This window comes from Burkholderia sp. AU45388 (assembly GCF_030481585.1).
In the GTDB taxonomy this organism is placed as follows: Bacteria; Pseudomonadota; Gammaproteobacteria; order Burkholderiales; family Burkholderiaceae; genus Burkholderia; species Burkholderia sola.
Map to the genome: position 1 here is coordinate 1 of NZ_JAUJPV010000046.1, position 15,998 is coordinate 15,998.

Annotated in this window: 14 protein-coding genes and 6 pseudogenes; 15 read left to right on the forward strand and 5 right to left on the reverse strand. The window is 58.9% G+C overall.

Annotated features, from left to right (window positions below; translation table 11 throughout):
• Positions 1-190: 190 nt before the first annotated feature.
• A complete protein-coding gene (locus QZM72_RS35060; protein ID WP_301740404.1) occupies positions 191-991 on the reverse strand; it encodes a GntR family transcriptional regulator in 801 nt (266 codons plus the stop codon).
• 1,030 nt (positions 992-2,021) lie between these two features.
• On the opposite strand from QZM72_RS35060, the gene QZM72_RS35065 reads away from it, so the two are divergent.
• From QZM72_RS35065 to QZM72_RS35110, 10 genes and pseudogenes are all read left to right on the forward strand, one after another.
• A complete protein-coding gene (locus QZM72_RS35065) occupies positions 2,022-2,525 on the forward strand; it encodes a VOC family protein (protein ID WP_089471817.1) in 504 nt (167 codons plus the stop codon).
• Positions 2,526-3,099: 574 nt separating this feature from the next.
• On the forward strand, positions 3,100-4,188 hold the full coding sequence (locus QZM72_RS35070; protein ID WP_089471818.1) for an LLM class flavin-dependent oxidoreductase: 1,089 nt from the start codon (positions 3,100-3,102) through the stop codon (positions 4,186-4,188).
• On the forward strand, positions 4,188-6,182 hold the full coding sequence (locus tag QZM72_RS35075; RefSeq protein WP_301740405.1) for an alpha/beta hydrolase domain-containing protein: 1,995 nt from the start codon (positions 4,188-4,190) through the stop codon (positions 6,180-6,182). Before QZM72_RS35070 ends, QZM72_RS35075 begins: the two co-directional genes overlap by 1 nt.
• Positions 6,179-6,718, forward strand: a complete 540-nt coding sequence (locus QZM72_RS35080; protein WP_301740406.1) for a carboxymuconolactone decarboxylase family protein — start codon at positions 6,179-6,181, stop codon at positions 6,716-6,718. The genes QZM72_RS35075 and QZM72_RS35080 overlap by 4 nt, the downstream gene beginning before the upstream one ends.
• On the forward strand, positions 6,715-7,245 hold the full coding sequence (locus QZM72_RS35085; RefSeq protein WP_089471821.1) for a carboxymuconolactone decarboxylase family protein: 531 nt from the start codon (positions 6,715-6,717) through the stop codon (positions 7,243-7,245). The genes QZM72_RS35080 and QZM72_RS35085 overlap by 4 nt, the downstream gene beginning before the upstream one ends.
• A 10-nt stretch (positions 7,246-7,255) precedes the next feature.
• Positions 7,256-8,107 carry an SMP-30/gluconolactonase/LRE family protein gene (locus QZM72_RS35090; protein ID WP_301740407.1) on the forward strand — a complete coding sequence of 284 codons (852 nt, stop codon included), beginning with the start codon at positions 7,256-7,258 and terminating at the stop codon, positions 8,105-8,107.
• Between the two features lie 60 nt (positions 8,108-8,167).
• Positions 8,168-8,416: a hypothetical protein gene (locus tag QZM72_RS35095; protein ID WP_218828358.1), complete on the forward strand. Its 249-nt coding sequence runs from the start codon at positions 8,168-8,170 to the stop codon at positions 8,414-8,416.
• An 18-nt stretch (positions 8,417-8,434) separates the two neighbouring features.
• Positions 8,435-8,641 (forward strand): annotated as a pseudogene (locus tag QZM72_RS35100) (DNA methyltransferase); the annotation flags it as partial.
• 22 nt (positions 8,642-8,663) lie between these two features.
• Positions 8,664-9,000: pseudogene (locus QZM72_RS35105) on the forward strand (transposase); the annotation flags it as partial.
• A gap of 570 nt (positions 9,001-9,570) precedes the next feature.
• Positions 9,571-10,707: a hypothetical protein gene (locus QZM72_RS35110; RefSeq protein WP_301740408.1), complete on the forward strand. Its 1,137-nt coding sequence runs from the start codon at positions 9,571-9,573 to the stop codon at positions 10,705-10,707.
• A 58-nt stretch (positions 10,708-10,765) separates the two neighbouring features.
• On the opposite strand, the pseudogene QZM72_RS35115 reads toward QZM72_RS35110, so the two are convergent.
• Positions 10,766-11,002, reverse strand: a pseudogene (locus tag QZM72_RS35115) (transposase domain-containing protein); the annotation flags it as partial.
• Between the two features lie 213 nt (positions 11,003-11,215).
• Here QZM72_RS35115 and QZM72_RS35120 point away from each other — a divergent pair.
• Positions 11,216-11,344: pseudogene (locus QZM72_RS35120) on the forward strand (IS5/IS1182 family transposase); the annotation flags it as partial.
• A gap of 21 nt (positions 11,345-11,365) precedes the next feature.
• On the opposite strand, the gene QZM72_RS35125 reads toward QZM72_RS35120, so the two are convergent.
• Positions 11,366-11,683, reverse strand: a complete 318-nt coding sequence (locus QZM72_RS35125; RefSeq protein ID WP_301740409.1) for a hypothetical protein — start codon at positions 11,681-11,683, stop codon at positions 11,366-11,368.
• A gap of 67 nt (positions 11,684-11,750) precedes the next feature.
• On the opposite strand from QZM72_RS35125, the pseudogene QZM72_RS35130 reads away from it, so the two are divergent.
• A pseudogene (locus tag QZM72_RS35130) lies at positions 11,751-12,389 on the forward strand (integrase core domain-containing protein).
• Positions 12,390-12,497: 108 nt separating this feature from the next.
• Here QZM72_RS35130 and QZM72_RS35135 read toward each other — a convergent pair.
• Both QZM72_RS35135 and QZM72_RS35140 read right to left on the reverse strand, forming a co-directional pair.
• Positions 12,498-13,421: an SMP-30/gluconolactonase/LRE family protein gene (locus QZM72_RS35135; protein WP_179233585.1), complete on the reverse strand. Its 924-nt coding sequence runs from the start codon at positions 13,419-13,421 to the stop codon at positions 12,498-12,500.
• A gap of 29 nt (positions 13,422-13,450) precedes the next feature.
• Complete coding sequence (locus QZM72_RS35140) at positions 13,451-13,978, reverse strand: VOC family protein (RefSeq protein ID WP_089471825.1); 528 nt, start codon at positions 13,976-13,978, stop codon at positions 13,451-13,453.
• Between the two features lie 233 nt (positions 13,979-14,211).
• On the opposite strand from QZM72_RS35140, the gene QZM72_RS35145 reads away from it, so the two are divergent.
• The 3 genes and pseudogenes from QZM72_RS35145 to QZM72_RS35155 all read left to right on the forward strand — a co-directional run.
• On the forward strand, positions 14,212-14,907 hold the full coding sequence (locus QZM72_RS35145; protein ID WP_089471826.1) for an antibiotic biosynthesis monooxygenase: 696 nt from the start codon (positions 14,212-14,214) through the stop codon (positions 14,905-14,907).
• Complete coding sequence (locus tag QZM72_RS35150) at positions 14,904-15,491, forward strand: NUDIX domain-containing protein (RefSeq protein WP_089471828.1); 588 nt, start codon at positions 14,904-14,906, stop codon at positions 15,489-15,491. The genes QZM72_RS35145 and QZM72_RS35150 overlap by 4 nt, the downstream gene beginning before the upstream one ends.
• Before the next feature lie 332 nt (positions 15,492-15,823).
• Positions 15,824-15,998 (forward strand): annotated as a pseudogene (locus QZM72_RS35155) (3-hydroxyacyl-CoA dehydrogenase); the annotation flags it as partial.

Genomic DNA, 15,998 nt, shown 5'->3' on the forward strand with positions numbered 1-15,998 from the left:
TCCGAAGTCGTGATCTGAAAGATCGCCACGCCATCACGTCAGAATGCTGAAATGGTGCCGCCATTTGTCTACACGGGGGTGGCATCCCGTGTAGTTTTTGGAGAAGGCTGCCCGAAAACTGCTAGCCGGCGTTTTGGGCTGGCAGCCGCCAGCCAGCCCGCTCTGCCCGCGTAGAAGGTCTGCAGTGAGTTTAAAAGCTCCGCAGTAAGCCGCCTACCTCAGCGACGAGCTTGACTTGCCGGCCCTTTTTGGAACCCTTGGCAGGCTTATTGTCGGCAAAAAGCGCTTCATCTTCGATTTGGAGCAGGGCCTTGGTGGTTTCCATTGTGTGCCGTGTCAGAATTGCGATCGCCTTTTCTGCGTCGCGCTTCAAGACCGCGTCGTAGAGCTGCTTATGCTCGTCATGCACCTCGCGACGTACCTTGGCGTAGTTGACAGACAAGAGACGATAGCGCTCGGCGCGCTCGAACAACATGCCGCGCAGGCGCAACAGCCATTCCGAGCCACACGCTTCCAGCAAAGCATGATGAAAATCTGAATGCAGCTCATAGCGGCGCTGGTCCAAGGGGCGGGATTTTCCCTCGGCAGCTTGCAGGGCCTGAAACGCCTCGGTCACTCTTTCCTCCCAGGCGGCGTCCCCGCTCTCGATCGAACGGCGCAGTGCAATACATTCAATTTCGCAGCGCGTCTGGGTCAAATCCATCAGGTCTGCCTTGGATACCTTCGCAACCCGGAATCCGCGGTGATCCTCCGAATCCAGCAAGCCCTCGGCCGCAAGCCTCGCCAGCGCTTCGCGAATGGCACTCAGGCTGACGCGGTATTGCGTCGCCAGGCGCCCGGCACTCAACTTGAGCCCCGGCTCAAGCTGCCCATAAAGGATGGAGCTTCGCAACAGCTGAAAAACAGTCGTCGTAAGGCTACGCGCGGCGGCGGAACTCTCCGTCGGTGCCGCCCGACTCTTGGGTTGAAGCGCAGGTTCGGTAACTTTCATTTATGGCCTCATACCACTGAAAACAATCGCCGATGAAGTCAGAGCTCCAGCAAACGCCAATCGTGCGAGAGCCACTATATCAGGCGAATTTTACGACATCTTGCGTCAGGTGACGAGGAAAATCGATCGTTGCGGCGCCTTTGAGGCGGCGTCAAAGGCGGTCTTTTTGGGGGGCTGAAGGCCTCAATAAGAAGCCCGGGGGCGCGGGGCTCGAGGATCGAAGGCCTCGCGATGAGTGAATCGATTGTTGGGAGTTAGCCTAGTGAAAATGATCTGCGTGCGAGATGTGTCTCGGGGTGCAGGCATGACAATCCAGTCTTGCGCGGTGGATGAGGCTGCGGCGGCGGAGAGCAGTGCCGGGTCCAGAAATACATAATCTATTCTACCGGTCATGACGGTTGCGGCAGGCGGCCTTGCACTAGGCTCCTCTCAGAGAGATTGACCATGAAAAAATAATCGATTATTCTGAAAATGTGGCGAGGCGCCGCCGCATGGCGGTGGGGCAGAAATCGCCAAGAGGAGATCCGATGAAAAAGTCGAGGATGCTGAAAGCGAGCATCTTGGCTTTGGTCCCGGCATCGCTGGGTCCACACGGCTTTGGCCCGGCAAGCGCAGCCGGAAATGTCATCGCAAGTCGGACCGGTGCCCGCAACGCAACAAGCGGAACCTGGAGGAGCAACGCAGCAGGAGCCGGCGCCACAGCAGCAATCGTCGGAAGTTTCCGCAACCATTGCCTCTAAGAGAAGCGAAAGCCTTTCGTATTATGCGGTCGTGTTGAGGGCTGTTCCCCGGGCAGTTTGAAGGAAAGCGGGGTCAAGGACGTTGACGTCGTTGGCTGCCAGGCTTCGTTCCGCGGAGCTGTTAGCGAAACCGGGCGGCAGAGCAACGTCGCGCTGAGGCTGACGAAGAACGTCGGTCCCATCGACACCTTGCTGGGCCTGTGCCACTTCGATTGCAGGCATCGTTATGCCACTGATTACCTCCGAGTATGTTGATCGGTTCCTGATACACGCAAAGTCAAAGAGGGTTTATGAATTCTGCAAAAATTGCAATGCTCGGGCACGTTGGGATTCATGTCACCGACATGGATCGATCCCGTGCGTTCTACCGTGATGTCCTGAAGCTCACCATCACCGACATGGATCCGGTGTCTGGCGCCACGTTCTTCAGTTCACGCCCCGAAGAGGAGCATCATGAACTGCTGTTGGCACCCGGTCGTACCGTCAAGCCGGGCGAGATTTTGCTGCAGCAACTCTCCTTCCGTTGTAACGCCCTTGAAGAAGTCATCTACTTCTACGAGCGCCTTCTGCAAGCCGGCGCGGAGATTGAACAGGTCGTGACGCACGGTAATGCGGTCGGCGTCTATTTTTTCGATCCGGACGGTAATCGGTGTGAAGTCTATTGGGACACGGGACTTGAGGCGAAGCAGCCCTTCAAGGTTGCGATCGACCTCACCCGTCCGCCGGCGGAGATCGTGCAGAAGGTTCAAGACCTTGTGAAGCAATATGGAGAGACCGGCGTGCGCCTGATGTAAGGGTGCAGATCAGGTTTCCGTGCTGACCAGCAATGAAGCAATGGCTGTGCAAGACACCCCTAGCGGCCAGCTGATCGGATCCGGTATGGGGCCGATGGTGAATCGCGGAACGGCGATTCTCGGTGTTACGGCAATGGCCGCGATACCGACCCTTCCAGTCGTGCGGTTCTTCGTTTCGGTTTCCTAAGTGATTTGGACTGCTACACACCCCATTGCCGGAGACGTCACCCAGTTTGGTATCACTACCTAGACAGGCGTTGGCGGAGCCGCGCCACGATCCTGGCGGGTATCACGGAGCGAGGGTCGCTATTTTGTCTTGAACAGTTGGCTCTACGTCGCGGCATGAGGGTTCGGACGCGAAGCAGCCCTGACACTGACAGGGACGTCGATAGGGTGAGTTCTGGGCCCTTGCGGTCCTGACGTAAACAACGCCTGACTCGAGCGGCCTTTCTCCTGGAGCAGTACGTTCCCCAAGTTCAAGAGAGGCAAGAAATCAGGGTGCATCACCGTTGACAAAGAATCGATTCTTCAACAAAATAAAATCGATTCTTTTATCACGACATGAGGTAGAACCATGACAAACCATATCGGCCGATCCCTCGAGATCGGCATATTCGATCACATCGAAAAGAGCAGTGGCAGTGCCAATATCGGCGAACTGTATCGCGAGCGCATCGCGTACGTGAAGCACGCGGAGGCGCTCGGCTTTTGGGGCTACCACCTGGCTGAGCACCACTGCACCCCGCTGTCCGTGGTTCCGTCGCCAGCGTTGTTCCTGGCGCCGCTGGCAACCCACACCTCGCGTATCCGCATCGGTCCGATGGTGTTCCTGCTGCCTTTTTACAACCCGCTGCGTCTGATGCTCGAAGTCTGCATGCTCGACAATATGTCGGACGGGCGCTTCGAGTTCGGCATCGGGCGCGGCGTGCATCCGTACGAGCATGCCTACTACGGCATTCCGACGCTGCAGTCGTCGGAGATCTTCGAGGAAGCGCTCGATGTGATTCTCAAGGGTTTCACGGTCGACCAGCTCAAGCACAAGGGAACGCATTTCCGCTTCGACGGCGTTCCGGTCGCCGACATGCGTCCAGTGCAGAAGCCCTATCCGGGCCTCTGGTATGGCGCGGTCAAGGAGAGCTCGGTGATCTATGCCGCCAAGCGTGGCCTGAACATCTGCACCAACGGGCCGGTCGAAATGAACAAGCGGGCGATCGACACGTATCTGGAAACCCGTGACAAGTACTGGAAAACCGCCGAGGACTTGCAGCCCCACATTGCCGAGCCGAAACTCGCCGTCCAGCGGTTCGTTTTTGTGGGCGATGATGAGGCCAAGGCGGTTGAGACGGCGCGACAGCACTACGCTGTATTCCTGGACAACATCAACAAGCTTTACAGCTACTACGGCCTGACCGACAACAAGGTCGTCGTCCCGTTCGATAAGGCGCGCGAGGCAGGTGTGATGATTGTCGGTACCGGAGACCAGGTGAGCGATATCCTCAACTCGCAGGTGGAGCGCTCGGGCTGTAACTACCTGATGCTCAACTTCACCTTCGGTAGCCTCAGCAGCGCGGAATCCCTGGACTCCATCAACCGCTTCGCGGATTGCGTGATGCCGACCTTCGCGCAAGCGCAGCGCAGTCTCGAAGTCGCCGCCGGCGCCTGATGGAGCCCGTCGACGTGAATCAGCGGCATGGCCCAGTTTCAGGCGCGGGCCGGCAAACAGACGAGGCGGGGACGGTCAGGTTGGAGATTGTCCAGAGGGAAAGCGCGTTTGATGGCCAAGTGTTCGGTGCTGCCGGGGCATACGAGTGGCTGCGTGGCCGCGTCTTGGGCCGGGTCGATCCAGGTCATTCAAGCAATGCAGGGATTGCATTGCTTGACCTGGCGCCGCGCAATGCGGAGGGCTACGTCGAATACTGGAGCGATTTCGCAATCCTGAAGCCGGTGCGAATGTCCTCGGCGAATCGTGTCTTGTTGTACGACGTCCTCAACCGAGGTGAGCAGAAGGCGCTCACGGCGTTCAACGACGTGCCGCGTTCGACCAATCTGCTCGGCCCGGATGACGCAGGCAACGGATTTCTGATGCGCCGCGGCTATACCATGGCGTGGAGTGGATGGCAGGGAGATATCCGAACGGGGGCTGAGTTGTTGTGTACCGGCTTTCCGATTGCCCAGTCGGAAGGCAAGCCGCTCGTTGGCTACAGCCGCGAGGAGTTTGTCTTCGATAGCCTGCAGAATCCTGTCATCGGAAATCTGACCTATCCCGCTAACACGCTGGACCCGAGCGAAGTCATCGCCACAGTTCGTCGAAACAACGGCGAGGCTCCGCAGCGTCTGGACCCGGCGAGCTGGCGCTTTGTATCGCAGCGGCAGATCGAGATCCGAGTCCCCGAGGGCTTCGATGGCGGCTCGATCTTCGAGTTCGTTTATCGGGCCAAGGATCCAGTGGTCATGGGCCTGGGATTCGCCGCGATCCGCGACTTCGTCTCCTTTCTTCGCTTCGCCGGCGTGGACAGTGCAGGCGCGGCTAATCCGCTCTGCGGCGCCTCCGGCGTTCCGGTAATCGACCACGCCCTGGCGTTCGGAACATCGCAGTCCGGTCGGGTGCTACGTGACTTCCTGTGGCAGGACTTCAACCGGGACGGGGCGGGTCAGCGTGTCTTCGATGGTCTATTCATCGATGCTGCGGGTTCCCGCAAGAGCTTCGTCAATGTCCCATTCGGGCAGCCTGGCCGCTTTTCCCGGCAGCATGAGGATCATTCATACCCGGGCGACCAATTTCCGTTCGCCTACGGAGAGTGTCCGGATCCCAACGCCGATCGGACGGACGGAATATTGCGGGCGAGCACCGCCAGCCAGACATGCCCCAAGGTCATGCACACCGACAGCTCGTCGGAGTACTGGCAGGCGCGCGCGGCGCTGGTGACGAGCGACGAGGCAGGGGCGGCCATCGACATTCCGGAAGCGGTGCGTGTGTACTTATACGCGTCAGTACAACACGGAGGACCGGCAGCCCGTGCCACGCCGATCTGCCATTATCCGATCAATCCGCTGAGCGACACGCCGCTGCACCGAGCCCTCCTCGTTGCCTTGGAGGCGTGGGTGACACGAAATGTCGCCCCGCCAGATAGCCGCATTCCGAGGGCCGCTGACGGAACGCTGGTTCCCATCTCTCGCGTCGTTCAGGCGTTTCCAGCCATTCCGGGCTGCAGCGTGCCCCGTTCAGGCAATGAGCTCACCGCCTGGGATTATTCGACGCTTCCGCCGAGGGAGATACGCGGTCGGCGCTACGTTCCCCTGGTGCCCAGTACGGATGCCGATGGCAACGACCTGGGCGGTATCCGGCTGCCAGCGGTCTCCGTGCCGATGGGCACTTATACCGGCTGGAACATACGCCGGGATGGATATGCGCCTGGCCAGCTCGCCAGTGTGCGCGGATCCTTCTTCCCGTTTCCTGCGACCAAGGTGGATCGGCTGGCACAAGGTGATCCGCGGCCGTCCATCGAGGAGCGCTATCCGAGCCGAGACGCCTATGTTCGCGCGGTTAGTGACGCGGCAGCGGCGCTGTGCGAGGCGCGGCTTCTGCTGGAGGAGGACGCCTTACGGCTGACCGCCGAGGCCAGGCAGTCTCCGCATCCATTCCCGGGGGACTCATGATGCCTCGTGTTCCGATCCTGTCCCGGGAGGACCTGGCTGAGTCCGACCGCGACATCTACGACGATTATGAGCGGGTTCGTAAGGTCGGGCCGTCCGTGATACATCGCGCCATCGCAAATGCGCCGGCGTTGCTACGGGCCTACATGCCAATCTCGAATGAGTTGCGCTTCGGCACGAAGCTCGATCCGTGGCTTCGTGAACTGGCGATCGTGATGGTGGGACATGTCACGCACAGTTCCTATGAAGTGGAGGCGCACTCCCGCTTTGCCTTGAAGGAAGGGGTGCGGCCGGAGCAATTGCAGCAACTCTCGTTGTTCGAGAGTTCGGCGGTCTACAACACTGCCGAGCGGGCCGTGATTCGCTACGCTGCGGAAGTAACCCTAAAGCGCCAGGTCGCGCGCCCGACATTTGAGGCATTGCAGAAGGAGTTCAATGATGACGTCATCGTCGAGCTGGTCCTGCAGGTGGGCTTCTACAACTCAGTGGTGCGAATCCTCGGAGCGTTTGGCATCGAGGCAGAGAGGCCAAAATCGTGAGTCGGGTCCCGTACAAATCAATCGAAGCGACGACCGAGATTTCCCCGGTAGTCAGCGCTGAGCTGGAGGCTGCGGGCGAGGGCCCGTCTGGGCGTCTATTTGGCGCCATGGGCAGCGCCCCGGAGCTCGCGCGTGCCTATTTCGGTTTTGGCGCCGGTGTTCTTTCACTTTGCGGCATCGAACCGTGCATGCGTGAAATGGTCGCCATTGTCGTGCTCGAAGCCCTCGGCGCCTCGAACATGGCGGCGAGGCACTATCAGCTGGCGCTGAAGCTGGGCGTGACCGAACACAAGCTGGCCCAGCGGCACGCGTTCCGGACGGCGCCCGAGTTCACGGAAAAGGAGCGGTCTGTGCTGAGCTTCGCCGACGAGAGCGCCCGCGACGTCAATGTGAAGGCCGAGACCTTTGGCCGGCTGGCCACGTGGTTTACGGTTCAAGAACAGACAGCGTTGACTCTGCTCGCCGCGTACTACGCAGGTCTGGCGTGTATCGCGGTGCCGCTTGAGGCGGAGCCTGACCTTATTTAGGAGATTCGGCATGACGTTCGAAACGTTGGCATACGGATACGAGCTGGTTGAAGGCCCGCGGGTTGATGCGAAAAACCGGCTGTACTTCAGTTGCTCTGGGACCGGTGTCTACCGGAGGGATCCGGATGGCCAGGTCAATCGCCTCCTGGAGCGCAGCTGGGTTGGCGGTATCGCGTTGAGCCGGAACGGGATCCTGGTGTCGGGAACGACGCTTGCCCTGGTCGATGAAGTGGGTGGTGTGCGAGACATTTTAAGTGAATGGAACGGATCGCCGATTCCCGGCTTCAATGACTTTACCGTAGACGACGACGGAAGCATCTTCATCGGTGCGATGGGCTTCGATATCAATACCTTCGATCCGTCCCGGCAAAAACCCCCGCCCGGCAGGCTGTTACGCGTCTCTCCGTCGGGGGACGTGAAAATGCTCTACGACGGCGTGATGGTTCCCAATGGGATCGGGTTCAGCCCGAATCGGAAAGTTCTCTATCAGAGCGATACCATGACGCATGCGGTCTGGGTCTACGATGTCAACGCCGATCGCGACGTGAGCGACCGCCGCGTCTTCCACCGGTTCGCCGATGACGAACTGCCCGATGGACTGGCCGTTGACGCCGAGGGCGGGGTGTGGGTCGCGGTCGCACGGGGCCGAGGAGAAATCGTGCGGCTGACGCCGGAGGGGGGTATCGATCGCAGGATCAAGGTGCCGTCGACGTTCGTGACGAGCCTTGCGTTCGGCGGCCCCGACCTGAGGGATCTTTACGTGGTGACAGCAAACAACAGCGAAGTCGAATCAAGAGGCGGCACCGTGTTTCGAACCCGCGTCGATGTGCCTGGCCTCCCTATCCCGACAGCACGCTTTTAAACGTGCCGCCGGTAGGCGGCGACATGCTACAGGAAGGTATGGCGACAGGTTTCGCGCAGGATGTTCTTCTGCGCCTTGCCCATGGCGTTGCGCGGGAAGGCGGGCACGCGTCGACTTGATGCAGGCAGCGCCGCGCGCTTCTTCTACTCCGCGAAAGCATCGCGCGCGGACCGTAACGACGGCGTCGGCAGCAGCGACGCTCCGGCCGCCGAGATGAACGCGACCGTGCGGGAGCGAGAAATTGATGACTGGCTCGCGCGCAACGGGAGCCGTTACCCGACGGTCAAGCTCGACGAGCTGATGGCCTAGCTCTGCCGGCTCGTCACGTCTCTCGGCGGGATCGTGCTGGATCCGCTCATGGGAAGCGGCTCGACCGGCAAGGCTGCCGTGCGCGAGGGCTTGCGTTTCATCGGAGTCGACCTAATGCTCGAATACGTCGAGATCGCGGGTATGCGCATCACGTATGAATTCGACAGGCTCGCTCAGGAGCAGGTGGATGTCGGCTGTCAACCGAGCCTGTTCGACGCCGTCTAGGCGGGGTATAGGTTGGGTGGTCGTGTATCTGGTGATGGACAACTACGGCACAGACAAGACAGAGCTTGGTCAAGAACTGGCTCATCAGGCACTTGAGGTTCCACGTCCCCTTCACCCCGACCTCGGCCTCCTGGCTCGACCAAGTGGAGCGGTGGTTTGCCACACTGACCCGGCGATGCATCCGTCGCGGTACCCATCGCTCCACGCGCCAATTGGAGCAGGCCATCCGTCAACACATCGACATCAACAACGCCAGCCCCAAGCCGTTCATCTGGTCGAAGACCGCAGACGACAACGGATTGGTGATTTCCGTGAGTGCAGATTTGGAAAAAATCGATAATCTTCATGAAATCGATTAAACGAAGCACTCGATACGGCTGCCGACCGCTGACATAGCCGAGGGTGTGGCAGTTCTGTCACTGGAGGGAGTAGCGGGTCTGCTGTTGTGAGTGTGGTCGATCTGGCGCGCTTGGAGAAGACGCTCTTCAAGACCAAGAACGCCTTGGCACAGATTGCGTACCGAACGCCGATGCTGACCCGGCACCCGGTTTTCGCTTCCGTGGGTTGTCCACAGCTAAATCCGGATACCCATTATTCTCAGCATTTCCGAGCTCATCGAACATTGCTCGGCCTAGGATTTTTCAGCGAAGAAACATCCTGGTTTTTCAAGATATCTCATATGTGAACCAATTCAGATAATCAGCATAACAAAGCGTTCGTGCGTGAATTCGCTGAGAAGGTCTTCGTTGAGCATGAGGACGACCTCGGCCTGCTGACTTTTCGGCCTGACGTCGGTCGCCATTTTGGCAATGCCGACTTGTAGCTCAGTGTGATCACGCGGATCGGGTGACGCCGATTCAGTCGGCCTCCTATTGAAGCAGTGCAGAGTGATTCGCCGACCTCAAGGCTGAGCGGATCTGATGACGTAAATGAACGATGGAGTGTTTGAGATGTTTGAATTGAAGCAATCGGCCCTGGCCTCGGCAGTCGCTGTATGTGTGATCATGTCTGCCTGCAGCGGCGATGGCCCCGTCGCCGCTCGAGAAATACCTCAGTTGGTTGGTGCGGCCGACGGGCAAGAAGCGGGCTGTACCACGGATCAGCTGGAGCATAATCGTCAATTGGTGAAAGCTTTTTTTGCGCCGGAACGTACTCCGCTAGACGCGTACAACATGATGACGCCGGATTACATACAGCACAACGAAGGGGTATTACGTTTTGGGAAGATCAATAACCTGAACGCTCATGAGGCATTCTTGGCCCTCGACAATTTCTTGACGAGCAATGGGGGGCGTCCCGAGTTGTCTGAGGAACCAGGTCGTCCAAAGAACGAAATGGCGTACAAGATCATTGCGATCTGCGATTACGTGACTGCCGTTCATCGCACTTATGCACCCGATCCACAGAATGCCGGCGCCTACTACGCGGCATACGACTTCGAGCTGTGGCGTATCAAGGAAGGAAAATTCGCTGAGCACTGGGACAGTCAAAGTCTTCCAACGCCTTTGCCGTCGTTCTTGGTGACGCCATTACAGCCCGCACCTGCACCTGTGGCCGCTGTACCGTCGCTTTCTCAGTTTGTTGGAGCGGCCGACGGAGGAGAAGTGCGCTGTACCGCGGAGCAGCTGGAGCACAATCGTCAATTGGTGAAGACCTTTTTCACGCCAGAACGTACTCCGCTAGACGCGTACAACATGATGGCGCCGGATTACATACAGCACAACGAGGGGGTGATCCGTTTTGGGCGGATCAACGGCCTGAATGATCGAGAGGCGTTCTTGGCCCTCGATAAGTTCTTGACGAGCAATGGAGGGCGCCCCGAGTTGGTTGAAGAACCAGGTCGTCCGAAGAACGAAATGGCGTACAAGATCATTGCGAGCTGCGATTACGTGACTGCCGTTCATCGCACTTATGCACCCGATCCACAGAATGCCGGCGCCTACTACACGGTATTCGATTTCGAGCTGTGGCGCATCAAGGATGGAAAGTTCGCTGAGCACTGGGACAGTCAAAGAATTCCCACGCCTATGCCGCAGTTCTTGCTCGTGCCATTACAGAATCTGTAGCGTAAGCGCCCGAGCAGAACCGTAGTGCAGGTTGTTGATCGCTGAGATCCGCGAGAGGCTATCGAATGGGCTCGACGCGAGCGGTTGAGGGCAGCGACGGCGCCACATGCCATGGCAGCAGCTCGTCGAGGCAGTTGACCGGACGGTCAGCGATGCGCTCGAGCACGTAGGCGAGGCACGCCTCGGAATCGAGGCCGTTCAAGCGCGCCGTGCCGATCAGGCTGTACATCGCGGCGGCACGTTCGCCCCCGGAGTCGGCGCCGGCGAGCAGATAGTTCCGCCGTCCGAGAGCCATTTCGCGCTCATTCTGCCCATATCGGGCAGGAAGTCGAAGTCCGTTATAGCTGGCATCCGCTGTACGGACGTCGCGTCAAGGTCAGAGACATCGAACATCGTGGCGGAAGCCAAATCATCCACGTGGAGACGGACGGTGGCGTAGTCGAGATGATCGCAGCGTGAATGCTTGATGTCGCTGTATGTTCAGCCATGGTTCTCGGCGAATCGAGGGTGGCTGCATCACTTTCGTCGCCTCCTTATTCGTTTCGAGCGCCGCGCTGACATTCACGGCGCGTTCCTCAAACTCGGTTGCTGCTTGATCTGCTGGAACACCCTCCGGCGCGCCGATCAGCCTTTATGAAGCCGTTTCTTAGGGGCAAGCTCATTCGTCGCGACGCTTCCCAACCCTCTTTGGGGACTTAACTATGCCCGTGACAATCGCCTTCATTTCAGCATCTGCAAATCGTTGAAGCGCATCGCGCATGAGGGGCTGGTAGCCCACTCCATGAAACGTAGCAAGCGTCTTGAACGATTCGATCAAGCGCTTATCCAGTCGAATCGATATCATTTGCCGGCTCGACGCCTCTTCGATCCGGCGCTCGATATCGGGTGCAACTTTCGGTACGTGATCAGCCTCGGCACCCAACGCCCTGGTATCCCGGCCCTCTTCGGTACTCTCAATCCTCTGCCTCTTCGCCATTTTCACCTCCGGTGCACACGTACTAGCGTCCTTTTTCATCATACAAACGGATGACGGCATTGTCTGCGTGAGACGCAGATTTGTGCTTTCGATCGAACAGATTGTGGCGGTGCTCAAGCAAGCTGAGCTGGGCATGCCGGTGGCCGATGTGATCCGGCAGGTCGGTATTTCGGAACAGACGTTCTATCGGTGGAAGAAGCAATATGCCGGAATGCAGGCGGATCAGGTATGCGAACTCAAGCAACTGCAGGAGGAGAACGCGCGGTTGAAGACGCTGGTTGCCGAACTGAGCCTGGATAAGGCCACTCTGCAGGATGTTGCATCAAAAAATGTATGGTCCGCCCCGCGCTGAGGCGAGACGTGGTGGATTATGGGGTGAGCCCCTATGGATTGGTGATGAGGCGGACCTGTCGGCTTGTGAATCAACCGCGCAGTGTTCAGTATTACTGAAGCATCAAAGTTCGGGAAGCCAACGGACAATTGCCACATCGAGATGTGTAACGGATCATTCCGCGACGCGTGCTTGAACCTCCATTGGTTCGAAACGCTGGGCGAAGCCAAAGCGATCGTGGAGGCGTGGTGCCGAGATTACAACGAGAGTCGTTCTCACTCGGTTCTCAAAGACTTGGCACCAGCTGAATTCGCCCGTCAGCTGGTGCCTTCATCGGGTTCGACTGAACCCAAAGCGCCGCAAAACTCGCTCTAGATCTGGTCTGGGAAACCCAAGCGGATCAACCGAGGCCGTTCTCCCAGATTGAAATGGCTCGAAGAAGTCAGGCAGGTCACATTCGGCTGCTCTGTCAGTTGACCGTGGTCATTGCGAGGAATTCCCCGCAATGACTTCGTTTCGATGCCAGTGGGCCAAGGGCGTCCCTGGTATGGGGCTCCGGAAGCAGGCCAGACGTTTTGCCTTAATGGACCCGACAAGCACCGTTCTAAGATCGTGTCCGGCAAAGGTCACACTAGCGGGGAACAGCAGCATCTTGCCTTCGGGATCTTCGATCAGGCACTCACAGGAGCCATCCGCAGCGATGCGGTAAATTCCGTTTCGGGTCACCTCGGTGACCCAGAGACCGTCGAGTTCGTCGAAAGCGATGCCGTCGACGATAGCTCCCGCGAACAACTGGGAGGGGCCGAATACCTCCTGCGGTCCGAGCGAGCCGTCCGGCAGAAGGGGCATTCTCACCACCCGCCCACGAGCCGATTCGGCCACATATACATAGCGATAGTGCCGGTCGATGCGCAGCTCGTTGGGAAAGCAGAGGCCCGTGGCTACTACGTGCTGGCCGCCGGCAGCGACCCTAAGCAAGTAGCCGTCGGGGATGGGGCGTGCGATGGCCTCTTTGCGCGGCTGGGTGCGCGTGGAAACCGTGATCCAAATCGTTCCATGAGCGTCCGCGTAGACGAAATTTACGGACCCCAGCGGTTGAGTTCCCAGCCGGTCGAGCACAACCTCATGTCGTCCCTTGCGGTCAAGTCGGTAGACGATACCGTTGCCGATGTCCGCAACCAGTAAATCGAGGGTCGAGGTCATCGCCAGCCCGTTCGGGGTGCCGCGGATGGACCCAATCACGTGCTGGACTCCGCTGGGATCGCGACGGGTTACTCCGCCTCGATCGTCGGAAATCCACAGCGTGCCGTTGCGTTCGGCCAATATGCATTCAGGTCGGCTGAGGTCATGGCCGACGAAGGTGATCTCCCTGGGATTGATTCGAAACGAAAGCGAGGACGAGCTCATTTCAAATCCCTGTAACGGAGACGAACCGACTAGCCGCGGCATAGGAGCTGCTCTACTTCTGCGTCGAACTGCTTCCGGAACTTAAACCCAGGCTGGCCGCGGACGTGTGCTTCGGTTTCCGCGTAGAGAACGTCCTCAGGCTTGGTCAGATCAATCGATGCACGGTGCGGCTGCGTGATGTACCAGGGCGTGTCGCAATAGACCTCGGCGCGATTGTCCTCGGGATCGCGGAAATACACGGACCAGGTGGTTCCATGCGTAATGGGATCGAGTTCCTTCGCTTCCGACTTCACGAGCTTGGCGTACGCACTTCTCAGTGCCGGCAGATCATCGACGGCAAAGGAGATCTGATTGACGAACGCGCGGGATGTGACGTCCGCGGCACGCCCCTTCACCAGGACGAGCTGGTGATGGATCTTAGGATCGGTCGTCAGGAACGCGATGTGCCGCTCAGCGCTTCTTTCGATGTCGGTAACCACAAAGCCTAAAGTGTTCCGATAGAACTCGATCATCCGGTCAAAATCCTGGACAAAAATTCCGATGTGGCTCAGCTGCATACGTGTACCCATCCTCGACAAATCCGACTTCGATCGCCGAAGTATAAAAAATCGATTATTATTTGGCAACACATTCAGTGGTGCGGCGAGCTGAAGAAGCACAAGTGGCCGTCGCGCTATTGCGCGGAGACGAAAATGTTGTGCTGCAGCAAGATCCTGGTGGCGGAATTGCAGAAGGAGCCGGGGCACGACTGGCGGTCACGCCGTGCTGGTACACGCCACCGGACAGTCACATGTTGATGCGCGTCGTTCGTACGCTCGCTAGGGCCGGAAAACGGCAGCAGTTCGAGCGCGAAATGTTTGAAAAGGCCCCCAACATGCAAGGTGTTGCCGGGGCGCTCGGCAGTTGGGTCTTACGCGACCTGGATAGCCGGGAGGGAGGCTATGTGGTGGAGCTCTGGGAATCCGAGCGACATGCAGTCGACTGGGAGTGCGCGGCCGTACACAATCGATTATTGCGAGAACCCCTGCCAGGAGAGTTCGAGTGTCATACCTGCGAAATTCGCTCGGCTTGGGTCGCACCTGACGGGTTGGTTGCCAATAGCGAAGGTGACCGGGGCCGAAGTGAAGGTCGTCACCCACCGCTTTACGTGCGGCTGACCGAAGGGCGCGTTCATCCCGGCATGTGGGCGGATTTTCAGAATGCATACAAGGTTCATGTCGAGACACGCGCAGCGCCGGGACTGCGCATGCGCTGGCTCGTGCGCTCAAAGTCGGATGCCGAGGCGTTCTTTACGGTCAGCATTTGGGACACCTTGTGCCACATGGAGTCCTTCGAGCGCAGCGACGCTGTGCGCCGGCAAATTCTCAAGCACATTGCCCGGCACTTGTGCGGTATCTCCAGTGCTCACCATTGTGAAGTACACAGGAGTCTTCCCCTCAACGTGGCTGAACTTGCCACGATGATCCGCCCGTCGAGGAATGCATGAGGTTCTGCAGTGAATGCGGCTCCGATAAGGTGCAGATGATCATGCCGTACGGTGACATTGGGCTGCGGCACATCTGCCAGAACTGCGGGGCAATCCACTATTCAAGGCACAGCATGGTCGCGGGCTGCGTGGCGACGCATGAGGGCCGCATCCTGCTGTGCCAGCGCGCGATCGATCCGTATCGTGGCATGTGGACCATCCCGGCGGGATATGTGGAGACCGGGGAAACCTTGCAGGAGGCAGCCATTCGGGAGACCTACGAGGAGGCCGGCGCGACCGCTACGCATCTGCGCTTGTTGACAGTCTATAACCTGCCGATGTTCTCCGAGGTATACGTGCTGTTTTCCGCGGACTTGAAGACGCCGCAGCTCATGGCGGGAGAAGAGTCCCTCGAAGTGAAGTTGGTATACCCGGAGGAAATAGATTGGTCGTCACTGGCGTTTCCAATGGTCCGCGAGGCGCTTCGCCATTGGGTGGCGCCCGCTGGCTGTTCAAGCGTCGATGTGGCTGACTTTCTGTGGGGGCCGGAAGGCGGCGTGCGAGTGCGCCACCATGACCGGATGGGAAAAGATGGGCCTGAATGATCGATGTTCCGCGACGGCCTTCGGGACTCAATTCGATGCCAGACCGCGGGATAGCGTGCTCCCTCTGACGCCGCCGGATGAAGGCGGGTTGCCGGGCAGCAGCGAGCCTTCGCTGTCGGCGGCGTGATGTTGGGCATAACCTGCCGATGTTCTCCGAGGTATGTGTGCCGTTTCAGCGGACCTGAAGATGCCGCAGATCGTGGCGGGAGAAGAATCCCTCGAAGTGAAGCTGGTATACCCGGAGTGACGTCGTTTCCAAAATAATCGATTATTTTATGGAGCGTAGCTTTGATGAGTACGCCTGACATGAGAAGACAATCGAGATTGGAACCATGAGCGACTTAAGTTTTGAAGGTCAGGTGGCGATTGTGACCGGAGCGGGCGGCAATCCCGGCCTGGGCCGCGCACACGCCAAGTATCTCGCCGCCAGGGGCGCCAAAGTCGTCGTCAATGACCTCGGCGTCGGGCCGGACGGGCGTGGCGTGGTGGGTGCTCGCGCGGATGCGG